15 protein-coding genes are annotated in these 22,836 nt (G+C 43.7%); 6 read left to right on the top strand and 9 right to left on the bottom strand.

Features of this window, described 5'->3' with window-relative positions; translation table 11 throughout:
- The first annotated feature begins 26 nt into the window (after positions 1-26).
- Positions 27-569: a M15 family metallopeptidase gene (locus E5358_RS02435; RefSeq protein WP_135938727.1), complete on the top strand. Its 543-nt coding sequence runs from the start codon at positions 27-29 to the stop codon at positions 567-569.
- Positions 570-851: 282 nt separating this feature from the next.
- Here E5358_RS02435 and E5358_RS02430 read toward each other — a convergent pair whose 3' ends face one another.
- Positions 852-1,922: a hypothetical protein gene (locus tag E5358_RS02430; protein ID WP_135938726.1), complete on the bottom strand. Its 1,071-nt coding sequence runs from the start codon at positions 1,920-1,922 to the stop codon at positions 852-854.
- Between the two features lie 272 nt (positions 1,923-2,194).
- Between E5358_RS02430 and nifJ the strand changes: the two genes are divergently transcribed.
- Entirely contained in the window at positions 2,195-5,782 is a 3,588-nt protein-coding gene (gene nifJ / locus E5358_RS02425) for a pyruvate:ferredoxin (flavodoxin) oxidoreductase (RefSeq protein ID WP_135938725.1), read from the top strand.
- 285 nt (positions 5,783-6,067) lie between these two features.
- Positions 6,068-6,505 carry a hypothetical protein gene (locus E5358_RS02420; RefSeq protein ID WP_135938724.1) on the top strand — a complete coding sequence of 146 codons (438 nt, stop codon included), beginning with the start codon at positions 6,068-6,070 and terminating at the stop codon, positions 6,503-6,505.
- A gap of 148 nt (positions 6,506-6,653) precedes the next feature.
- Here E5358_RS02420 and E5358_RS02415 read toward each other — a convergent pair whose 3' ends face one another.
- The 3 genes from E5358_RS02415 to E5358_RS02405 are packed head-to-tail and all read right to left on the bottom strand — an operon-like array spanning position 6,654 to position 8,318.
- Positions 6,654-7,112, bottom strand: coding sequence for a DUF4293 domain-containing protein (locus E5358_RS02415; RefSeq protein WP_135938723.1), 459 nt, complete (start codon positions 7,110-7,112; stop codon positions 6,654-6,656).
- Between the two features lie 2 nt (positions 7,113-7,114).
- Positions 7,115-7,450, bottom strand: a complete 336-nt coding sequence (locus E5358_RS02410; protein ID WP_135938722.1) for a DNA-directed RNA polymerase subunit omega — start codon at positions 7,448-7,450, stop codon at positions 7,115-7,117.
- 43 nt (positions 7,451-7,493) lie between these two features.
- Entirely contained in the window at positions 7,494-8,318 is an 825-nt protein-coding gene (locus E5358_RS02405) for an outer membrane protein assembly factor BamD (protein WP_135938721.1), read from the bottom strand.
- Between the two features lie 158 nt (positions 8,319-8,476).
- On the opposite strand from E5358_RS02405, the gene uvrB reads away from it, so the two are divergent.
- The 3 genes from uvrB to gluQRS are packed head-to-tail and all read left to right on the top strand — an operon-like array spanning position 8,477 to position 12,970.
- Positions 8,477-10,597, top strand: coding sequence for an excinuclease ABC subunit UvrB (uvrB, locus tag E5358_RS02400; protein WP_135938720.1), 2,121 nt, complete (start codon positions 8,477-8,479; stop codon positions 10,595-10,597).
- Between the two features lie 29 nt (positions 10,598-10,626).
- Entirely contained in the window at positions 10,627-12,039 is a 1,413-nt protein-coding gene (locus E5358_RS02395) for a Na+/H+ antiporter NhaC family protein (protein ID WP_277821141.1), read from the top strand.
- Positions 12,029-12,970, top strand: a complete 942-nt coding sequence (gene gluQRS, locus E5358_RS02390) for a tRNA glutamyl-Q(34) synthetase GluQRS (RefSeq protein ID WP_135938718.1) — start codon at positions 12,029-12,031, stop codon at positions 12,968-12,970. The genes E5358_RS02395 and gluQRS overlap by 11 nt, the downstream gene beginning before the upstream one ends.
- Before the next feature lie 117 nt (positions 12,971-13,087).
- On the opposite strand, the gene E5358_RS02385 is transcribed toward gluQRS, so the two are convergent.
- The 5 genes from E5358_RS02385 to E5358_RS02365 all read right to left on the bottom strand — a co-directional run bounded on the left by E5358_RS02385 (position 13,088) and on the right by E5358_RS02365 (position 22,803).
- The gene (locus E5358_RS02385) at positions 13,088-13,456 is read right to left on the bottom strand and encodes a DMT family protein (RefSeq protein ID WP_135938848.1); all 369 of its coding nucleotides are present in this window, start codon (positions 13,454-13,456) and stop codon (positions 13,088-13,090) included.
- Between the two features lie 61 nt (positions 13,457-13,517).
- Entirely contained in the window at positions 13,518-16,199 is a 2,682-nt protein-coding gene (locus E5358_RS02380; protein ID WP_135938717.1) for a glycoside hydrolase family 88 protein, read from the bottom strand.
- A gap of 29 nt (positions 16,200-16,228) precedes the next feature.
- Positions 16,229-17,632 carry a glycoside hydrolase family 28 protein gene (locus E5358_RS02375; RefSeq protein WP_135938716.1) on the bottom strand — a complete coding sequence of 468 codons (1,404 nt, stop codon included), beginning with the start codon at positions 17,630-17,632 and terminating at the stop codon, positions 16,229-16,231.
- A 91-nt stretch (positions 17,633-17,723) separates the two neighbouring features.
- On the bottom strand, positions 17,724-19,982 hold the full coding sequence (locus E5358_RS02370) for a cation:proton antiporter (protein ID WP_135938715.1): 2,259 nt from the start codon (positions 19,980-19,982) through the stop codon (positions 17,724-17,726).
- Between the two features lie 19 nt (positions 19,983-20,001).
- Positions 20,002-22,803: a putative LPS assembly protein LptD gene (locus tag E5358_RS02365; RefSeq protein WP_135938714.1), complete on the bottom strand. Its 2,802-nt coding sequence runs from the start codon at positions 22,801-22,803 to the stop codon at positions 20,002-20,004.
- Positions 22,804-22,836: the final 33 nt, after the last annotated feature.

Here is a 22,836-nt window from a genome sequence, read left to right as displayed (position 1 = left end):
GGTTACTTTGTTCACTACTGTTGCTTTTGATATGTACAGAAGGATTCGCACAAAACGACTTCACCATATCGGAAGTAAAAACCGACACAACCCTTGCAAGCCTTTCTGTTCTCCATGTCAATGAGAACGGAAAGACCTGCAAGGGTGTAATAATCTGCAATAAAAAGATAGCGAAAGACCTTATTGATATTTTCCGGAATCTGTATAAAGCACGCTACCCTATCCATTCCATACGCCCGGCATCGGAATACGGAAATGATGACGAGCGTTCCATGTCCGACAACAACACATCATGCTATAATCCACGGCGCACAAGGAATGGCGGATTGTCAAAACATGCCCGTGGAATGGCAGTAGACGTCAACCCGTTATGGAATCCTTGCATTCATATTTCAGACCGAAATGCAGGGCTCATTGAGCCAAAGAATGCTAAGAGAACAAGGAAAAGTACACCTAAAGAGCCACGTATCGACAAGAATGACCTATGCTACCGTCTCTTCATCCGGCATGGCTTCAAATGGGGAGGCGCATGGAAATCTCTGAAAGATTACCAGCATTTTGAGAAATAATGGCAAAGAAATTTGTTTCATGGTTGGCTTTTTTTCAATATGTAAACAAAACGGAACTATTACTTTGCATAATGACTAATCTGTTGGCATTTTGAAAAACTCAAACCACAACAAATGTTAAAACAGTATTGGTTTTTCGAAAGGTAATACTTTGTTTGGTGAAAGGTAACGCTTTGCAATGCCAAAGGTAACACTTTGTATTGCAAAGCGTTACCTTTCATAATGTCATCTGTATCTTTAACCTTCCATACATATAAATTTTACTCTGGCTACGAATGTATCTTACTCTATACAGAAACAGTGCTTGTTGTTTCTGAAAACCACATTCATGGTCTTTCCTCTTGCACCTTCGGTGTCCGATATGCAGAGTGCAACATGTCCCATTGTACGGCGCAGGTTTATTTCCACACAAGGATTTATACCAAAACCGTTACCGCTATTTGTACGGACAATCATCATGTCTATACCGAACGGTCCAATGTAGTAGCCTGAAAGAGCATGTTGCATCCATTGACAAACTTCACAAGCTATATCATCCAACAATTCATCAGCAATATATGCTGAAAGTATATTCCTTTTATCTTCTTCAGGGGCAAGCATGTTGCCCGTGTACGCACCGCCAGATGTGCTAAACAGTGACAACCCTTGATACCTAACTGTGCCATCATCGTCTACGTTGAATTCCATAGCAAAGTCCATCACTTTGTCAAGATATCGCTCCACCATTATATGTCCCTGGCTTTCAATGACTTTTTCTGCCCACCGTTTTGTAGCTTGATTCCCACCAATCCATTGCCTGACCCCTCTGCCACTGCTGCTCCATGGAGATTTCAGCACAATACTGCCCCAACTTTCTGCAAGTATTTCTATATTATTTATATTATGTACTGCAATTGCCTCACCACAGAAAATATCAGAAAGATGTACAAGGTAGTCAAGAAGTTTTGCAGAAGTAGCGCGGTCTGACAATTCTCTTTGACGTTTCAGGACCTCATCAGACGGCATCAGTTCACGAGGAACACCGGCTCTAACCAATTGATTGACAATCGCACAATCCCATCCCCATACATCCACATTATCGATGTTCTTCCGGAAAGGTTTCTTGATAACATCGCTTAATATGCAGAAATGTACCCCGACACATCTTCTTCTCAAGATGCTTTCCACTGCTTCTTGTTCGGAATGCGCCTCAGAGACATCGGATACAACGACAATATCTCCGTCTTTTGCCCATAATGCCGGAAGCCAGCCAAGACTCCGGCGGAGCATGATGCCGGCCTTTGGTGAAGTCCAAAAAGGAGAATTTGCAGCAAGGGCGATGTCGTGTTCGGGATTGAATATGTGTAATGTCATGATATCTGTAATTGATAGGTTTGCCTCTTTACGTAGAATTTATAAATTAATGCAAAATTAATGATAATTTCAAGAAAAGCGAAAAGTTGACATAAATTAAGTGATAAAAAATGCTTAAATTGTTAAAATGATTAAAATCAAGTGCTTGGTTAAGCACCATAAAACACCTTTTCCAAAATAATTTATTATCTTTGCATTGTAAAGAAATCCAACAAGTGAGAAAGCACAGATAATACATATATAACATAGTATATTTTTTTATTTACAAAAACATGGCAAAAGAAAAGAAATTCATTACTTGTGATGGTAATGAGGCTGCTGCGCACGTGAGCTATATGTTCAGTGAAGTTGCCGCAATTTATCCTATCACACCGTCATCTCCTATGGCGGAGCACACAGACGACTGGGCTGCCCATGGCCGTAAGAACCTTTGGGGACAGACAGTAAGCGTACAGGAAATGCAGTCTGAGGGCGGTGCTGCCGGTGCTGTCCACGGTTCTTTGCAGGCTGGTGCACTGACAACAACATTCACTGCTTCACAGGGTCTGTTGCTGATGATTCCTAACATGTATAAGATTGCAGGTGAGCTGCTTCCTTGCGTGTTCGACGTTTCTGCACGTACACTTGCATCCCACTCTCTCTGTATCTTCGGTGACCATCAGGACGTATACGCTTGCCGTCAGACAGGCTTCGCAATGTTCTGCTCAGGTTCTGTACAGGAGGTTATGGATCTTACAGCCGTTCCTCACCTTGCAACACTGAAGACTCACGTTCCTTTCTTGAACTTCTTTGATGGTTTCCGTACATCTCACGAGTATCATAAGGTAGAGGTTATGGACATGGAAGATATCCGCCCACTCGTTGACGAGGCAGACATCAAGAATTTCCGTGACCGTGCTCTTACCCCTGAGCGTCCTGTAACACGTGGTACAGCGGAGAACCCTGAGACTTTCTTCACACACCGTGAGGCTTGCAACAAGTACTATGACGCTATACCGGATGTAGTTGAGCACTACCTTGGCGAAATCTCTAAGATTACAGGCCGTGAGTATCACAACTTCAACTACTATGGTGCTGCTGACGCAGAGAACATCATCATTCTTATGGGTTCTGCAACAGAAGCTGCACGCGAGGCTATCGACCACCTCGTAAGCGAAGGCAAGAAGGTTGGTATGGTTGCTGTACACCTCTATCGTCCATTCTCAGTAGAGTACTTGATGAAGGCTGTACCTAAGACAGTGAAGAAGATTGCTGTCCTTGACCGTACAAAGGAGCCTGGAGCAGAGGGCGAGCCACTTTACCTTGACGTTAAGTCTGCATTCTATGACGCAGAGAATCGCCCTGTAATCGTTGGCGGACGCTATGGTCTTGGTTCTTCAGACATCACTCCTGCAAAGATTATCTCTGTATTCAACAACCTTGAGCTTCCTGAGCCAAAGAACCACTTCACTGTTGGTATCGTTGACGATGTGACATTCACATCCCTCCCACTCGTTGAGGAGATGGCTCTCGGTGGAAAGTCTATCTACGAGGCTAAGTTCTTCGGTCTTGGTGCTGACGGCACTGTTGGTGCAAACAAGAACTCTGTGAAGATTATCGGTGACAACACTGACAAGCACTGCCAGGCTTATTTCTCTTATGACTCTAAGAAGTCAGGTGGCTTCACATGTTCACACCTCCGTTTCGGTGATGAACCAATCCGCTCAACATATCAGATTACAACACCTAATTTCGTGGCTTGCCACGTTCAGGCTTATCTGAACATGTATGATGTTACACGCGGTATCCGTGAGAACGGCTCATTCCTCCTTAACACAATCTTCGAGGGCGAGGAGCTTGTCAACTTTATTCCTAACAAGGTTAAGCGCATCTTCGCTCAGAAGAATATCACTGTTTACTACATCAACGCAACAAAGATTGCACAGGAGATTGGTCTTGGCAACCGTACAAACACAATCCTCCAGTCTGCATTCTTCCGTATCACAGAGGTGATTCCTGTTGACCTCGCTGTAGAGCAGATGAAGAAGTTCATCGTTAAGTCTTACGGCAAGAAGGGTGAGGATATCGTAAAGAAGAACTACGCAGCTGTTGACCGTGGTGGTGAATACAAGAAGCTTGATGTTGATCCGGCTTGGGTTAACCTCGCTGACGATGCTGTTGTTGAGGATAATGCTCCTGCATTCGTTAAGGAACTTGTACGTCCTATCAACGCTCAGATGGGTGAAGACCTCAAGGTTTCAGATTTTGTTAAGTTTGATACTGTTGACGGTACTTGGTATAATGGTTCTGCTCGTTGGGAGAAGCGAGGCGTATCAGCGTTCGTTCCATCATGGAATGTTGACAACTGTATCCAGTGTAACAAGTGTTCTTTCGTATGTCCTCACGCTGCTATCCGTCCATTTGCTCTTACAGACGAAGAGAAGAAGGGTATCGATGCTCCTATGCAGGAAATCAAGGCTCCGGCAGCTCTGAAGGGTATGCACTTCATCATTGAGCCTTCTGTTCTTGACTGTCTCGGATGTGGCAACTGTGCTGACGTCTGTCCAGGCAAGAAGAACAAGGAGACTGGTGAGGTTGAGAAGGCACTCAAGATGGTTCCTTTCAACCCGGATGCAGAGGATATGAAGAAACTGGCTAATGACTGGAATTATCTCGTTGACAATGTGGTTTCAAAGCAGAACCTCATCGATATCAAGGCTAACCCGAAGAACTCCCAGTTCGCTACTCCACTCTTCGAGTTCTCTGGCGCATGCTCCGGCTGTGGTGAGACTCCATACGTTAAGCTTATTTCACAGCTCTTCGGTGACCGTGAGATTATAGCTAACGCTACAGGCTGTTCTTCAATCTACTCAGCTTCTATTCCTTCAACACCATACACAACAAACGAGAAGGGACAGGGTCCTGCATTCGACAACTCTCTGTTCGAGGACTTCTGTGAGTTCGGTCTCGGTATGGTAATTGGCAACAAGAAGATGAAGGAGCGCGTGACAATCCTCCTCAAGAAGGTTGTTGACGAGAAAATGGGCTCTGCTGAATATCAGGCTGCTGCTGCAGAATGGATTGAGAAGCAGAATGATGCAGACGAGACAAAGCGTCTTGCAGAAATCCTCAAGCCGGAAATCGCAAAAGGTGCAGAGACCGGTTGTCCTGTATGCACAGAACTTAAGACTCTTGACCACTATCTCGTGAAGCGTTCACAGTGGATTATCGGTGGTGACGGCGCTTCTTACGATATCGGTTACGGTGGTCTTGACCACGTACTTGCTTCCGGTGAGGACCTCAACATCTTCGTTATCGATACAGAGGTTTACTCTAATACAGGTGGTCAGGCTTCAAAGGCTACTCCACTCGGTGCTATCGCACAGTTCGCAGCCCAGGGAAAGCGTATCCGCAAGAAGGATCTTGGCATGATTGCCACAACTTACGGTTATATCTACGCTGCTCAGGTTGCTATGGGTGCTGACAACGCTCAGTGTCTCAAGGCATTCCGCGAGGCAGAGGCTTATAACGGTCCATCTATCGTCATCGCTTACGCACCATGTATCAACCACGGTCTGAAGATTAAGGGTGGCATGGGACGCTCACAGGCAGAGGAAGCACGTGCGGTAGCTTGTGGTTACTGGCACCTCTGGCGTTACAACCCAGAACTTGCAGAGCAAGGCAAGAACCCATTCACTCTTGACTCTAAGGAGCCAAACTGGGATCTCTTCCAGGACTTCCTCGATGGTGAGGTACGTTACCTCTCTGTAAAGAAGGCTTATCCACAGGAGGCTGACGAACTCTTCGCTGAGGCTAAGCGTATGGCACAGTTGCGTTACAAGACTTATGTACGCAAGGCTGCTGAGAATTGGGAAGACTAATACTGGAATACTTACTTAATAAAAAATGGTGTGTCAATTGGCACACCATTTTTTATATATAATCTACTTTAATCTAAATTACACAATATCACTTTCTTAACGTGGCACCCGAGTTAAGAATTCAAGGTGCAAATTTAATATAGCAAGCCTTTATCTATCATAATGACGTTAACAAACTGTAAATCACATAATATTTCCACAAAAATACTTACCTTTTTCTAAAATATTATGTAATTTTGCACTCGAATTCAATAACAACTTAAAAATTACAGTTATAATAAAAAGATGAAAAATATTTTTCTTGCACTTGTAACACTCGTAATGAGCATCAGTGCACATGCTTTCGATTTTGATGGTATTGACCTTAATGGCAATGTTGTAGAGATTACTCGCCAAATCTCAGCAAAAGGCTATGTGTATGACGAGGCAAAAGATTGTCTGAAAGGAACATGCCAAGGAACAGAGATTTACTTAACTATCAATTATCAAGATGTAAAACAGAGGAATAAGATCGGACAACTTACTGTTGACATCCCTATGAAATCTGCTAACGCTCTTGCCGACATAGCAATGACTTTCAATGTTATCTATCATCAGGTTTCAAATGCCAATGGAACATATCTCTATAATATAGGAAATGATGGTACAGTCCTTGCCCTTTCAAAGACAAATAATGGAATAAGACTTACATACAATACTCCATATTACAAGGAATCAAAATAATCTTATCAAATTAGGATATAAAAAATGGATGTACATTACGTGCATCCATTTTTTATATATAGTTTTTTTAATGAATATAAAATAACAAGAGAGCATTCATTTATTAATTACCGGTGCAGTCTCTTGTTATAATAAGCATTTGAAAACTTTATCTGATTCTGTCTATTGAACGGATAAGTTTTTCATCTTTCTTTATAGCCATGCGCGCAAGCCATTGGAAAACAATCGCAACGACCGGCAGAATAGCAACAAAACGAATCTCAAAAGTGTTATCCCCTGTATTGAACATATACATCTCAAAAGCGTAAAGTCCAACCCATAGAAGAAGAAGCATTATTGTTACCAGACAATTGCGACTCTGCTTTTTTCTGTCATTGTAATTGAATATGTTGATTACCGATGTTATGACACTTGCAGCAAGTGAAGCAAACAGTCCAACAACACTAAAACTTACATTACCCGTATTCCCATCTATAATGCACATGTTGTACATTTCCGAAGCACTCCCCATACCAACAAGGTTTATCATACCTATTGGCAGACATGCACAGATAACGACCAATACAACCGACAGAAAAAGATAGACACTTTGAATGCGCTGAATCATAATCAGTCCTCCTCTACCTTTTCACGAGCAGGGTCACGCCAATAAACCTGTCCTTGCTCAAATTCTTCTGCCGCAAGAAGAGTTGGTTTTGGTAATTTCTCATAATAACGTGAAATCTCTATCTGTTCACGATTTTCAAATACCTCTTCAAGAGAATCATTGTAAGAAGAAAATTCAGCAAGTTTCTTGTTCAAGTCCTGCTTGATTTCCGCTGCTATCTGATTGGCACGCTTTGCCATGATGGCAACACTTTCATATATATTGCCAGTATCATCACTCAGTTCAACAATGTTACGTGTAACAGTGTTTGTTGGGGCTTTTGATTTCTTGTAGTCCATATTTTTAGTTTTATTTCTACTTTATATCTTTTACCTTAATATATTATTGTACATTTGTGTATTTTTTGCAGACTGTGATGAATTGTTCTGCAATATCACGGTTTTTTGAATCAGGGTATTCATTAATGAAGCCGTAACATTCATCTTCTGCATTCTGATAACGCTCCTGCCTCTTTTCCTCGACACTATGCTGTGCAAGATAGAATTTACTTTTCATGATAAGCAGAGAAAAGTCCTCACGTATATCCATGTACGGATAATCTTTCAAAGCATTCTCCGCTGTTATTATGCATGCTTCGTAATTAGACCCTCCTGAAAGGCAGTTTCCAAAATAAGTTCCAAGATTATAGTACAACTTAGCATTATAATATTCTTTCATAACAAGCTTATCCTGCAAAGCAATCATTCGCTGTTGCGCTTCCTTACGACGTACTGCCTGAGGGTAAATGTCAAGATAATCCTGATAAGCCTTTATAGCTGCCAATGTAGGCGTCTGGTCAAGACGAGGTTCCGGCGAACTTTCGGAAAGGCTTTCTGCAGCATAGAAATAAGACATTTCTGCGAACATGCCACGTGGATATGATGTTGAATATCGCTTAAATGCTTCATTTGCAAGCTCGTAATCCTTACTTTTGTACAATGACATTGCATACATATACAGAGCCTCTTCAGCATTGTCGGTTCCTTTCATCGAAATTACAAGATCCCCAAGCAAAGCTGAAGCTTGGCTGTATTTTCCAGCAGCAAAGCACTGTTTGGCATACTCGTATTTATATTCGCTGTCAGAAAGCTTGTAGACAGAGTTGAACTCTTTGGCACATCCTGTCAACAAAGTGGTTGCAAATAACGCTATAAAAATATTTTTCATTCCGTATTACTTTATTCAGCAACTGTGGCTATATATGCACACATTTAGATTGCAAAATTACTCATAATTTCCCAAAATACAAAAGAATACAACATATTTTCCTAAATTATTTATCATTTATAACAAATCTTTCGGAAAAAATCTGTAATTTTGCATCTATGCATAAATTCAAACTCACATCTCAATACAAACCTACCGGTGACCAGCCGGAAGCAATACACCTGTTGACGGAAGGCATAAAGCGTGGCGACCCTGCTCAGGTTCTGCTTGGAGTAACAGGCTCCGGCAAGACCTTTACAATGGCAAATGTCATTGCAGAGTGTAATCGCCCGACACTTGTATTCTCACATAACAAGACTCTTGCTGCCCAACTCTATAAGGAGATGAAAGGATTCTTCCCGGAGAATGCGGTGGAATATTATGTCTCATACTACGATTACTACCAGCCGGAGGCATATCTCCCCTCCTCCGACACATACATTGAGAAAGACCTTGCCATAAACGAAGAGATTGACCGCCTGCGCCTGTCTGCCGTTTCTTCCCTTCTGTCAGGCAGGCGGGATGTCATTGTCATTGCATCAGTCTCTTGCATCTACGGTATGGGAGGACCTGCAGCCATGAAAGGCTCCGTGATTACGCTGAAAAGCGGTATGCAGATAGATCGCAATGACTTGTTGCGAAAACTTGTTGAAGCCTTGTATGTCAGAAACGACCTTGCTTTGGAAAGAGGCAATTTCCGTGTCAAAGGTGATACAATAGATGTTGCGATGGCATATTCCGAACGAATCCTGCGCATAGAGATGTGGGATGATACAATTGACTCTATATCAGAGCTTGATGCAATGACTTTTGCAAGACTTGAATCGTTCGAGGAATATCAAGTCTATCCTGCCAATATCTTTGTCACTTCAAAGGACCAGATAGAATCAGCCGTACGCAACATTCAAGATGACCTCATGGAACGCATAACGTTCTATGAAGAGCTTGGCGATACGGTACGTGCACAGCGCATTAAGGAAAGAGTTGAATATGACATAGATATGATTAAGGAAATGGGACACTGTTCCGGTATTGAGAACTATTCAAGGTATTTTGACGGACGCGAACCCGGACAAAGACCTTACTGCCTGTTTGACTTTTTCCCGGATGACATGCTTGTATTCATTGACGAGAGCCATGCTTCCATTCCTCAGCTTCATGCCATGTATGGCAATGACCGCTCAAGGAAGCAGAATCTGGTGGAATATGCGTTCCGGCTGCCTGCCGCATTTGACAACAGACCGCTGAAGTTTGAAGAGTTTGAGACACTTGCCAAGCAGGTTGTATATATTTCTGCAACACCTGCTCCGTATGAACTTGAACAGGCGGAAGGCGTTGTTGTCGAGCAGATTATCCGACCGACCGGTCTCCTTGACCCAAGAATAGAGGTGCGCCCGACTGCCAATCAGGTTGACGACCTTCTGAATGAAATTGTCGAACATAAGGAGAAAGGAGAGAGAACACTTGTCATTACGCTTACAAAACGCATGGCGGAGGAGATGACAGAATACCTGTTAAACCACGATGTTCCAACAGCTTATATACATTCCGATGTAGATACACTTGACCGCATAAAGATTCTTAACGAACTACGTGCCGGAGCTTATGATGTGCTTGTCGGGGTAAACTTGTTACGTGAAGGACTTGACATTCCGGAAGTGTCACTTGTAGCAATACTTGATGCAGACAAGGAAGGATTCCTGCGCAATGCCCGTGGCATGACACAGATGGCAGGACGTGCTGCACGAAATGTAAACGGCCTTGTCATCATGTATGCCGACCGTATAACACAATCCATGCAGGTAACCATCGACGAGACCGCACGCCGTCGCGCAAAGCAGATGCAATACAACGAAGAGCATGGAATCATACCTCAGCAGATTATCAAAGAGATTCAGGACGGTGGTCTCTCGGCAATGCGTCAGCAGGCTTTCGATGCTGTCAAAGGTACTGCAAAAACATCACGACAGAGTGTCTATGATGAGAACAAGAAGAGGCTGCACATTGAAGAAGGAGCATACATTGAACCGGAAGAGCGCAAATATATCCTGCCTGATGATGACCAGCAGATGGTTGCAGACCCTATTATGCGCAACATGACAGAGGCAGAGCTTCGCAAGTCAATCCTCCATACCACCGCTATGATGAAGGAAGCGGCAAAGAATCTTGACTTCATACAGGCGGCACAGTACCGCAACGAACTCCTGCGCCTGCAGGAACTCTTACCCGAACAACATTAAAAACACAATAGAAAGAAAAGCGAACAAGAATAATGAAAGAACCATCAGCATGGCTCAGTGCAATCCCCCTTATTACTCTTATTGTACTGCTCAGTGTAACAATCTTCGTTTTTGGCAGTGATTCATTAGCAGGGCCGTCACAAATAGCTCTACTGTGTTCCACCGCTGTCTGCGTTTCTCTCGGCATGGGCGTATGCAAAGTGAAATGGAGCACTATAGAACAGAATATCGAGTCTAAGGTACGAGAGACAACAGTGTCGATATACATCCTGCTTGTCATTGGGATGCTTTCTGCATCATGGATGATAAGCGGCATCGTCCCTACTCTTATCTGCTATGGCATACAAGTCATCCACCCTTCAGTGTTCCTTGCATCCGCTTGCGCCATAAGTGCATTCATTTCAATAATGACCGGCTCTTCATGGACAACAATCGCGACAATCGGCATTGCCCTGCTTGGCATTGGCAGAGCCCTCGGCTTTGAGGACGGCTGGATAGCAGGGGCAATAATCTCCGGAGCATATTTCGGGGATAAGGTGTCACCGTTAAGTGACACGACAGTGCTTGCATCTTCCGTTTCCGGAACTCCACTGTTCAAGCACATACGCTACATGATGCTTACAACAACGCCCACAATAGTCATCACACTTGTGATATTCAGTATTGCCGGATTGTGGATGGGAAATGTAAACAGCAGTGACACAGCATTGTACACAAGTGCATTGGAGAAAACATTTACAATCACGCCGTGGCTGCTGATTGTTCCGGTTGTCACAGCATATCTTATATACAGGAAGGTTCCGTCACTCATTGTACTGTTCTCTTCATCCATAATGGCAGTGGTAATGATGCTTATCTTCCAAAGAGAAGTTCTCCTGCAAATCTCCGACTCCCTGTTCAAATCCATTATCATAACCATGAGCCAGTCAACTGCAGTAAATACGGGCGTGCCAATCCTCAATGACCTTGTATCCACAAGCGGAATGACCGGAATGCTGAACACTATCTGGCTTATCCTCTCAGCCATGGTCTTTGGAGGAGCCATGACGGCTTGCGGAATGCTCAAAAGTTTCCTTCATGCTATCTTCCGCCGTATGGTAAAGACTCGTGTCGGACTTGTTGCTGCAACAGTGATGAACGGTATAGCCATGAACATAATGACAGGTGACCAGTATATATCCATAATCCTTACTGCGAACATGTTCAAAGAAGAGTATAGTAAACAGGGCTATGAATCCCGCCTACTCTCCCGTTCATGCGAGGACAGTGCCACGGTTGTCTCCGTGCTCATTCCATGGAACACCTGCGGCATGACGCAGGCAACAGTCCTTGGCGTTGCGACATTGGTCTATCTCCCCTATTGCTTCTTCTGCTATCTCTCACCGTTAATGTCCATATTTCATGCAGCTTTAGGCTGGAAAATCACGAAAAATGAAAGGTAGATTCGCTCCGTCACCAACGGGCAGGATGCATCTTGGCAATGTTTATTCTGCCTTATTGGCTTGGCTTTCAGTAAGAAGCCAAGCCGGGCAGTTCGTCCTGAGAATAGAGGATATAGACCAACAGCGTTCAAAGAAAACCTATGCGGAACTGATTGAGAACGACCTGCATTGGCTCGGTTTGGATTGGGATGAGAAATATGTGCAAAGCGAAAGGTTTCATCTCTACGAAGAACAACTGCATAAGTTGGAAGCCGGTGGACATACATACCCATGTTACTGCACACGTGCGGACATTATGGCAACACAAGCACCACATGAGTCTGACGGCAGGGTGGTTCACACTGAATGCCAACGGTTGAATGATTTCCGTCTTCATAGGTTGAATGATAACCGCACAATAAGGTCCACAAGACTCGTTGTTCCGAACAAAGATGTGACATTCACCGACATGCACTATGGCGAACAGAGTGTTAATCTTGAAAGGCAATGTGGGGATTTTATCGTAAGGCGAGGCGATGGCGCATGGGCATACCAATTTGCAGTGGTTGTTGATGATGCACTTATGGGCATAACAGAAGTGGTACGAGGACGCGACCTGCTTCTGTCCGTGCCACAGCAACAGTATCTTCATGGTTTGCTGGGCTTCACCCCACCGTCTTTCTGTCATTTGCCGTTGCTGTGCAATGAATCAGGGCAACGGCTTTCGAAGCGTGACAAAAGTCTTGACATGGAGTACATCCGCAGTACATTTGCACCAGAAGAAGTCATCGGAATCCTTGCTTTCCATGCCGGATTGACAGAATCGCCTGAGGCAATAAAAGCCAAAGACCTCATCCCACTCTTTTCGTGGGACAAGGTTCCTTATGATAATATAGTTGTATGTGGTAGTTGTATCTTTCCAAAAGGTATCGTTTCACATCGTAATAAGTAACCTTTTATCCACTAAAGTGTTACACTTTGTATCATAAAAGGTTACACTTTGTCGGATGGAATATTACAAACAACTATTTTACTGATTCTTAATGATTTACAAATACTGTTTTAGAGCCTATTTCATGAATACGAAGTAGACAGCGAGAATTAGGCATACAAAAGCTGCAAAATGGTTCCAATGGAGTTGTTCTCCTTGGAATAAGAAGCCTGCAACAACAGTAAACACTGTCAGGGAAACTACTTCCTGAATAACTTTCAGCTGCATAAGTGTGAACGGTCCTCCATTGTCAACAAAGCCTATTCTATTGGCAGGTACCATAAGGCAATATTCAAAAAAAGCAATGCACCAGGAGAACACGATGACACCTATCAGTGGCCATGAATTGGTAACATTCATTTGATGCAGTTTCAAGTGACCATACCATGCAAGGGTCATAAAAAAATTGCTACCTATAAGCAGCAATAAAGTATAAATTCCGGTCATGACTAATGAATTAAATACAGGTAAGGGCATAATCCCCTACCTGTATTTTGTTTGTTGTCTTTTAATACTGGCTTGATGTGTTGTAGCCAAGTTTTTCCATTTCGAGCGTAGCCCAAAGGAACGGGCCGACACCCTTAGCGTCATTGTCACGGATAGGTTCTGACATGTAGTAGTCGAATGTACCGTCACGACGAGGATTCTTCTCTGGACCAAGGCCGGAAACGCTCACACCTTCTGTGAGTGAGATTGTAGGTGTAGAACCATCCTTCGGAACATCAACACGGATGAAATTGTTTATGATTCCCTTGTACGCCTTGATACCTGCCTGGCGGAAGCTGTCGTCAAGATAGCCGAGACGTGCGCCTTTCAGGAGGCAGTAGGTGAACATACAGGAAGCTGTTGACTCGATGTAGTTGCGTGGGTCTTTCACATCCATCACATCATACCATACACCTGTCTTTGGGTCTTGATAATTGATGCATGCGCGGAGAGTCTTGTTGAGCATGTCAATGACTTCCTGACGGCGTGCATAATCCTTTGGAAGGTAGTCAAGGATTTCAATCTGTGCCATTGTGAACCATCCCATGGCACGTGCCCATGTGTGACGGCTCTGTCCTGTAGTCTTGTCAGCCCAGAACATTCCGCGTTTGGAGTCCCATGCATGCTTCCACAAACCTGTCTTTGCGTCGTATGTACGAGCATCGGTCATGGTTATCTGGTCTACGATGTCATCATAGAAAGCCATGAGTTCTTTCTGCTGAGCAGCAGCGATTTTCTTGTTCATCTTCTTTTTGCCGGCAGGAGCAACGCCCTTGTTGGCAACTGTCAGACCTTCTTTCACCATGTATGGAGCTGCCATTGTCTTGTAAGGAAGTCCCATGAAGATACCGTCGAGCCATACCTGGTCGTGGTAAATCTGCTTGTGCCAGTAAACGCCTTCATCAGTGCGTGGCTGGTTGATGAGCTGGCGGAAATACTCCTTCAGTGCGAGTTTCACGCCAGCGCGTGGAGCAAGAGAGTCAACACGGAAGATGAAATGTGCCGTGCGGACGTTGTCAAGATTGAAGTCTTCATATTTGAATCCTGTTGTCTTGCCTTCATCGGAAATCATCTGTGCAGGATAACGCATGACATAATTCTTGATAGCCTCGCCACCGTGAGCGTAGTATGTGTCAAGCATACCTTCAAGTTCGATACCCATAACGTATGACCACTTTCCCTTCGGATGCTTGATAGAGTCGGTGAAGTCAAGATAGATTGGGTTCGGGTTGCGCTTCATCTCAGAGTAAGTCATCCATTCAGCGTAGCTTTTGTATGGAGCCTTCTCGATGAAATCAGAACCGGAAGTGTTCATAAGTTTGCCGTTTACCTTTACATTGTCGAAGAAAATGTCGTGGCAGCGGTTCTCACGGAGGAACGGCTTGACACTTACGTTGTTGAATGTACAGTTCTTGACATGGATGTCATAGACAGCATCTTTCTCCTTTATGCCATTGATCTGTACACCATACTTGGACTTCTGGCATGTGACATTCTCCATCCACACATTGTGTACATAAGGGATATGGCCGCGCTCAGAAACTTCCTTTGGCCAATAGTTGATGTTTATGCGCATTACAGACTCTTTGCACTCGCCTACTGTTACGTTACGCATGTAGATGTTCTTTGTCACACCGCCGCGGCAGGTGTTTGTCTTGATGCGGAGAATACGGTCAAGATTTGGGGATGACATGTTACAATTCTCTGCAAAGACATTCTCTACACTGGCAGAGATTTCTGAACCGATTACAACACCGCCATGACCGTCTTCCATGGTACAGCCACGGATGATGATATTCTTTGAAGGGCGTCCGTCACGACGTCCGTCAGCATTACGTCCGGATTTGATTGCGATACAATCATCACCGGTATGGAACATACAGTTCTCTATCAGGACATTCTCACATGATTCCGGGTCACAGCCGTCGCCGTTAGGACCTTCGTTGATGACTTTGATGCCACGGATAGTAATGTTCTTTGAGAACAGTGGATGCAGAACCCAGAATGGAGAGTCAATCATTGTAACACCTTCGATGAGGATGTTCTCTGAGTTGACAAGGTTGACAAGCTGCATACGCAGTCCCTTGCCCATGCCGAACTGACGCTGCTCGACAGGAACACCTTCGTCACACATCTTCTGCAACAGTTCGCGTGAACCCATGACGCCGTTCATTGAGCGTGATGTCTCACCGCCTTTGTATCCCCACCATTCTTCTCCGGTCCACATCCAGAATGTGTTCTTGTTTCCGTTGCCGTCGATGGTTCCCTCACCTGTGATGGCGATGTTCTTTGCACCGTTTGAGTAGATACATGGAGAATAGCCGTAAAGGTCAAGTCCTTCATAGCGTGTGTACACCTTCGGATAGAGTTCCGGCTCGAAAGCGAACTTCAACACTGCCCCTTTGGAAAGTACCAGATTGACATCTGACTTCAAAGTGATGGCGCCTGTCCAGAACGTGCCTGCCGGGATAACTACCTTTCCACCGCCCTTTGCAGAACATTTGTCGATAGCTGCCTGAATGGCTTTCTGGTTCTTAGCGGCTTTGGCTTTAACACTGATTGAAGGCTTGTAAACCTTCTCTGAAAAAGTCGGAGCCTTGATGCTCTGTTCAATCTTCTTGTAGAGAGCAGCATCCCATCCTTCTGCAAAGATAGAGCCACTCAGAAGACAGAGAGCACAAATTAAAACTGAGAGTTTCTTCATGTTTTGTTTTTATTAGTTAATGATAGATTTTAGAAGTCTGCACTTACAGTAACATTATCAAGATGTATGTCCTTTACCAAGCCTGTCTTATATACAGGGACATCAGAAAGTCCACCGAACTTACAATTCTTGACATTTATATTGTAAATCTGTGCTTCTTTTGAATCTTTTGCCTCAAGACCATTAAGGAGTATACCGTATTTTGATTTCTTGCAAGTAACGTTTTCAACATATACATTACGTACTGTCGGGATATGTCCGCGCTCGGCAATTTCCTTTGGCTCATAGACGAGGTTGATGCGCATCACAGCTTCACGGCACTGACCGACACGGATATTACGTACATAGATGTTCTCGTTTATACCGCCACGGCATGTGTTTGTCTTTATACGGATGACACGGTCAAGATTAGGAGAATCCATTTCACAATCCTCTGCAAAGACATTCTGTACACCACCGGAGATTTCAGAACCAATTACAACACCGCCATGACCGTCAGCCATCTTGCAATTGCGGATGATGATGTTCTTGCAAGGAACGTTGGCTTTCAAGCCATCGGCGTTACGACCGGACTTCAATGCGATGCAGTCGTCACCTGTGTGGAATGTGCAATTCTCTATCAGTACATCCTCACATGATTCTGGGTCGCAACCGTCGCCATTAGGACCTTCATTGTAGATTGTAACTCCCTTGACTGTAAGATTTTTGCAGAACAGTGGATGAATGACCCAGAATGGAGAGTCTCGGAGTTCAACGCCTTCAATGATTGCGTTCTCACAACGTACGAAATTCACAAGCTGTGGACGGAGACCTTTTCCCTTGCCAAAGACACGCTCTTTTGTAGGAACTCCGGCATCTGCCATTTTGAGAAGGTTAGCACGGTTGCCGACTTTGTCAGTTCCCTGCCACTCGTCCACACCTTCATGGTATCCATGGCGCTTGTTGCCTTTCATGTACCACCAACGTTCATTAGAACCGTTGCCGTTGATTATGCCCTCACCTGTCAGTCCGATGTTCTTTGCATCGACAGCATAGATGCATGGTTGGTAGTTGATGATATTAAGACCCTCCCAACGTGTCTCTACATTAGGATACAGGTCGCGGTCGAAAGCGAAAACAAGTTCTGCACCTTTCTCCACAACAAGATTAACATTGGAACGCAGAGTTATGGCTCCGGTCTGATACTTTCCTGCCGGGATGACAACCTTGCCGCCTCCTGACTTGCTGCACTTTAGAATTGCAGCGTTGATGGCTTTCTGGTTTGCCTTTGCAGAAGCAGAAGGTTTGATGGATGGCTTGAACACTTTGTCTTTGAATGTCGGCGCCACTATACGTGCACTGATTTCCTTGTAAGTCGTGTTCCACGCATCCTGAGCCATAGCAGCCAAAGGCAGCATGAGACACAATGCGAGTGTTTGAAAAACTTTTCTCATAATTGTTGGATTTAAGTTTGTTATATAAATTAATAGAATATTGTTAGTTATGATTTATTGGCAACTTTTGACTACGTTATTACATGCATCATTATATGCCGAACTGTTCTATCGAAGAACGCTCGCCAACAATCCAAAGGACATCTCCGCGTTCAAAAACATAGTCGGTATTTATCTTTGTAAGTTCCTGTGACTCACTTTCCATTCCAACGACAAGCAAGGCATATTCCTCACGAAGACGGCTGTTTCTTAACGTTTTGCCGACAATGAATGACTTGGATGTGACAACAACCTGACGTAGAAGCATTTCCCTCTCCTCAAAGATGTTGCTATCAAGAGGATATACATCAGACTGCATGACTTCATTCATCCGTGAAATTTGTGCATCAGAACCTATAACCTGAAGTCTGTCACCTGAGAATATCTTTTCTTTCCCGTAAGGAATGTTCAAGCGACGGCCATCACGCAGTATGCTTGCCACATGCACACCAAAATTCTGTGCAAGTTTCAATTCTGCAAGGGTCTGACCTGACCATAAAGAATGTGACGGCACAACTATCTCTGAAAGATTCAAGTCGCGCTCCACAAGACGCTCACCATACGCCGGCATTTTTGCACCTTTCACCTGGGCAGCAATGTCACGTGAACGAAGGTTGTTCATAAAGAGGCGTTCCATCTTTATGCTACGCTGCTTTACGGAGCGTGATATGACTATCAACACTATGACTATCACCCCAAGGCATATAACAACAGCATCGGTAAAACGTGCAAGGTAGTTGCATATATAGAATAAGAACGCAAGACATATTGCAGCACGCGCAACTACAGTAGAAATCAATGGCAATCGATTGAGTACTGATAGATTCCACAAATGCTGCCACTCTGTACTATGATTCTTTTTGATTATTATCGCACGCATAAATGGTGCAATAAGCACTACTGTAAGTACACCGGTCAGACCGTTAGCCCACCAATGAGGGATAATTGTTCTTGAGAATATAAGGAAGAATGAGAGCATGAGGTAAGTCACGGTGGCAATAAGGATAGAATACACCACTGTATTGACTACCATAGATCTTAACAGGCGCTTCCACAATACTTTTGCAGGGACCATGCTGTCAGCCATTTTACTGCTTGTGGCATCACTCCGTCGTAAAGACAAAGAGTTGATTGCTATAATCCATGATTTAGGGAGTTTCTTTTCTATAAAAGCATACGCTGGCTCTGCACCACGAATCATATACGGTGTTGTAAATGTGGTTATGACAGAGACTGCCACAATGACAGGATAAAGGTAGTCCGCAATCACATGCATAGACATTCCAAGTGAAGCAATGATAAACGAGAATTCACCTATCTGTGTCATGGAGAAGCCACACTTGATAGAGTTATGTAGCGACTGACCTGAGAGGAAATATCCTAATGTACCGAATATTGTCTGACCGATAATTATAGACAAGACAAGTACTATTATCGGTGTAGAGTACTCATAAAGAATATTTGTATCAACAAGCATTCCCACTGACACAAAAAATATTGCTCCGAAAAGGTTCTTTATAGACTCTGTGACTTTTATGATTTTTTCAGCCTCCACTGTTTCTGCCAAGATACTACCCATAACGAAAGCACCGAAAGCCTCACTGAATCCTGCTTTTGATGAAATCACCGCCATAAGGCAGCAAAGACCAATTGATACGACAAGTAAAGTCTCCCCGGTCATAAGTGAACGGGTCTTTTTCAAGAATAATGGAATGGCAAAGATGCCAACAACGAACCATAAGATAAGGAAAAAACCTATCTTCAAGACAGATGCAAGCATGTCTCCTCCCTCAATGTTCTCTCCACTGGCAATGGCTGACAGCATCACCATTAGGACAATGGCGAGAATGTCTTCAAGGATAAGCACGCTCATCACCATCAATGCAAAGCCCTGATGGCTTACTCCAAGGTCAGCAAAAGCCTTATATATGATTGTCGTGGATGACATGGCAAGCATACCACCAAGGAATACACAGTCAATATGACTCCAATTGAACAGTTGTCCAACTGTATATCCCAACATCATCATGCAGAAAACGATTGTCATAGAAGCTATGATTGGTGCTGCCCCCATCTTTACAATTTTCTTGAAAGAGAAGTCAAGACCAAGCGAGAAAAGAGTGAACATCACACCAATGTCCGCCCATTCTCTTATGTTCTGCAATTCCACATCAGGCACAAGTATCGGCATGTGAGATGATACAAGGAATCCGGCTACAATATAGCCAAGTACAAGCGGCTGCTTAAGTTTCCTAAACAGCAGCGTAACAATGCCGGCGACAATTAATATAAGTGCTAAATCTTGTATCATTGTTTATTATGGAATCAGGTCAATACCATCTTATTGAGTTTGAATAACTGCTCCGCTTGTCATATTTCAGTGCGTCTGTCAGAGTTGCAGCATTGCAGCGGAAAGAGAAATTATATGATGTGTATGGTGACAACACAACTGAACATGACATGTTGAAGCAGTGCAAGTCCCTCGCAAGAGATGCTGTAGTCATGGACAATTTATGATAATCAAAATCATATCCACTTGAGAACGATATGTTCCAGCCATCCGCTATACGCACATTGCCACTGAAGTTGAGTGTCTGAGTGAACTTGTAAGGATAGCGCATAGACTTTGTATTGAACTCGCCACCGGTATTCTCACGCATCGTTATGCCATAACCAATGGTGAGCGACCATGGCATGGAGAACTTCATATATCCATCCTCGTCAGTTTCTGCCATGCCTGCATTGTCCTTGCGTGCTCCATTTTGACCTTTCTGCATATCATCATCAATATTGGTCTCGACACCGGTATCCTCTTCTTCATCATCATTATTATTTGGAGAATCATCTTTGGAACCTTTGCCAAATAACTTCATAATCTTTTCAGGAGTGATTGTATAAGAAATGTTCTGCGACATTCCTTGGAAACGTCCAAAACGTCCATGGCTGTATTCTGTGCGTGTTCCGACGTATGGACGTCCATTCTCATCCAACTCATAAGCGTATGTAGCGAAGACGGCATTCATGTTAAATGTATAGTTCTTCCACCATTTCAAACGCAGACGCGTAGAGAGGTCTGACCAAGGTCTTTCTTTTGCCGCCATATTATAGGACATACTGAAACCAAGTTCATCAATGATGCTTAGTTTCTTAAATCCGGTGGAGTCTCTGTCTGACTTCACTTTCATCTCTATATTATTACTGATATCAAGCGAAACACTACCGGTCTTTCCTTGTGACACAGTTCCGAAAAGCATCCCTGAATATGGAGAATAAGGAACAAGTTCAACAGTACCATCAGCATTCGTCTTTTGGTAAGAATCCCAAAAACCATAACGCTGAGCAGAGAAGTCAGGTGCATAGCTGAAACTCAACGAAGGAGTGAAAACGTGGCGCACTGCCTGTATCTTTTCACCAAATAATTTCCTGTTAGGGACATAAAAGCCATAAAGTTTTGTGCTCGCCGAAACTGAGAAATTCCAGTTATACACATTATGGAAGCCATAGGTTGTATCAGCCACCTCCCTTTGTGCCGCCTCATCCCATGATTTGTTTATCTTTTGGAAATATGTACGGTCTGTAATGTTGAATGACGGAGTTATGTTTATGACATCAAAAAGTGACAGTGATGCGCCAATAGGAATCTGATGCTGCCAACCGTTACGCCAATCTTTGACAAGGTTGGAATGCATAAGTTTGTCTTCCTTCGTGTTGATTGAGTTTGAAATATGTCCGGTATAACTCATGTATATTTTTTCATACCACCGCTGCTTTCCTACCGCATATTTGCGCTTGAAAGGATAAAAACGAGCAATAGATATATTCAAGTCCGGTAATGTCATTGCAATGGAAGAGTCTCGCATGTTCTGCGAAACATTCATGGATGTGGACAATGACATTCCAATACTTGAGAATGTTGTGCTGTAACTTACAGAAGATGTTCTTGTGCTCTGTGTCATTGCCTGTGGGTTGTACATGGAATTCAGGTTGCTTGACTCATAAGAGGTTGAAGCAAAATTGACACTTGCAGAGAGTGAACTATAAGGATTCGCCTTGGAATCCTGTCTGTGGCTCCACTGTATCTTGAAGCTCTTGGTATGAGAAGTTTGAAGGTTGTCATCTTCATGTTTTGTATCAAGATAAGACATGAAGACAGAACCACTGTATTTATAACGTTTCCGATAGTTACTTGCTGCTGAGATTCCCCAAGAGCCTTTAGTGTATATTTCTCCAAGCAGTTTCAAATCCATTTTGTCGTTTATGGCAAAATAGTATCCACCATCGCGCAAATAGAATCCTCGTGCAGACTCATCACCATAAGTCGGCATAATAAATCCTGAAGAGTAGCTCTTTGAGAATGGAAAAAAGCCATAAGGAATAGCCAATGGCAATGGTACATCTGCCACAACAAGATGAGCCGGACCAAACACGACATCTTTGCCAGGACGAACACGTGCACGAGATAAAGCTATATAGAAATCCGGTTCCTCTGCATCACAAGTTGTGTACCTGCCATGCTTCATGTATATGACACCGGAACTGTCACGTTTGGAAACCTCTGCACGCATAAAGCCGTCATCCTGCTCTGTGTAAACATTTTGGATGAGACCTCTTTTTGACTTGAAATTGAAAGCCATTTTTTCACTCTCATACTTGTCATTGCCCATATTAAAGACCGGAGTGCCAAACGCAACACCAAGTGTATCCTTGCCTCCTTCAGCACGGACAAGGCTTGAGTCCAAGCTCATGTGGATTTGCTCAGCATTGAGCTTCATGTCCTGATAATCAACGCTTGCTTCACCAAAAATGTGTGCAGTCTTTGAGTCGGCATAATAGACCATGGAATCCGTACCGGAATATATCACCGGCGCATCAATACCGTTTTTCTTAGACCTGTTTATGGAATCCAAACGTATGGAGTCGTCAATGGCCTTATTGTGCTTGTAGATTGCAAGTTGGAGAGAGTCCAATGCAAGTGTGTCTATATCCCTGATACTGACTGTATCAGAGTCTTTTATGGCAGCATTGCCGACGCTGTCCTTGCCGTCTTTCTTTCCGGCAATAGGTACAACATCCGCAGCAGCCACGAAAATGGCAACAAAAGAAAATATGGATATAACGAACTTCGTCCTCATAATATATTGCAAAATTACATAATTTTAATGAGA

This window comes from Palleniella muris, from assembly GCF_004792655.1.
In the GTDB taxonomy this organism is placed as follows: Bacteria; Bacteroidota; Bacteroidia; order Bacteroidales; family Bacteroidaceae; genus Prevotella; species Prevotella muris_A.
The sequence above is the reverse complement of the archived record's forward strand: the minus strand, read 5'-3'. Positions and strand labels throughout refer to the sequence as shown.

Excerpts from the sequence above, each read along its gene's own strand:
- E5358_RS02430 (WP_135938726.1), bottom strand. The coding sequence starts at position 1,922 with ATGACATTACACATATTCAATCCCGAACACGACATCGCCCTTGCTGCA.
- nifJ (WP_135938725.1), top strand. The coding sequence starts at position 2,195 with ATGGCAAAAGAAAAGAAATTCATTACTTGTGATGGTAATGAGGCTGCT.
- E5358_RS02420 (WP_135938724.1), top strand. The coding sequence starts at position 6,068 with ATGAAAAATATTTTTCTTGCACTTGTAACACTCGTAATGAGCATCAGT.
- E5358_RS02415 (WP_135938723.1), bottom strand. The coding sequence starts at position 7,112 with ATGATTCAGCGCATTCAAAGTGTCTATCTTTTTCTGTCGGTTGTATTG.
- E5358_RS02410 (WP_135938722.1), bottom strand. The coding sequence starts at position 7,450 with ATGGACTACAAGAAATCAAAAGCCCCAACAAACACTGTTACACGTAAC.
- E5358_RS02405 (WP_135938721.1), bottom strand. The coding sequence starts at position 8,318 with ATGAAAAATATTTTTATAGCGTTATTTGCAACCACTTTGTTGACAGGA.
- uvrB (WP_135938720.1), top strand. The coding sequence starts at position 8,477 with ATGCATAAATTCAAACTCACATCTCAATACAAACCTACCGGTGACCAG.
- gluQRS (WP_135938718.1), top strand. The coding sequence starts at position 12,029 with ATGAAAGGTAGATTCGCTCCGTCACCAACGGGCAGGATGCATCTTGGC.
- E5358_RS02385 (WP_135938848.1), bottom strand. The coding sequence starts at position 13,456 with ATGACCGGAATTTATACTTTATTGCTGCTTATAGGTAGCAATTTTTTT.
- E5358_RS02380 (WP_135938717.1), bottom strand. The coding sequence starts at position 16,199 with ATGAAGAAACTCTCAGTTTTAATTTGTGCTCTCTGTCTTCTGAGTGGC.
- E5358_RS02375 (WP_135938716.1), bottom strand. The coding sequence starts at position 17,632 with ATGAGAAAAGTTTTTCAAACACTCGCATTGTGTCTCATGCTGCCTTTG.
- E5358_RS02370 (WP_135938715.1), bottom strand. The coding sequence starts at position 19,982 with ATGATACAAGATTTAGCACTTATATTAATTGTCGCCGGCATTGTTACG.
- E5358_RS02365 (WP_135938714.1), bottom strand. The coding sequence starts at position 22,803 with ATGAGGACGAAGTTCGTTATATCCATATTTTCTTTTGTTGCCATTTTC.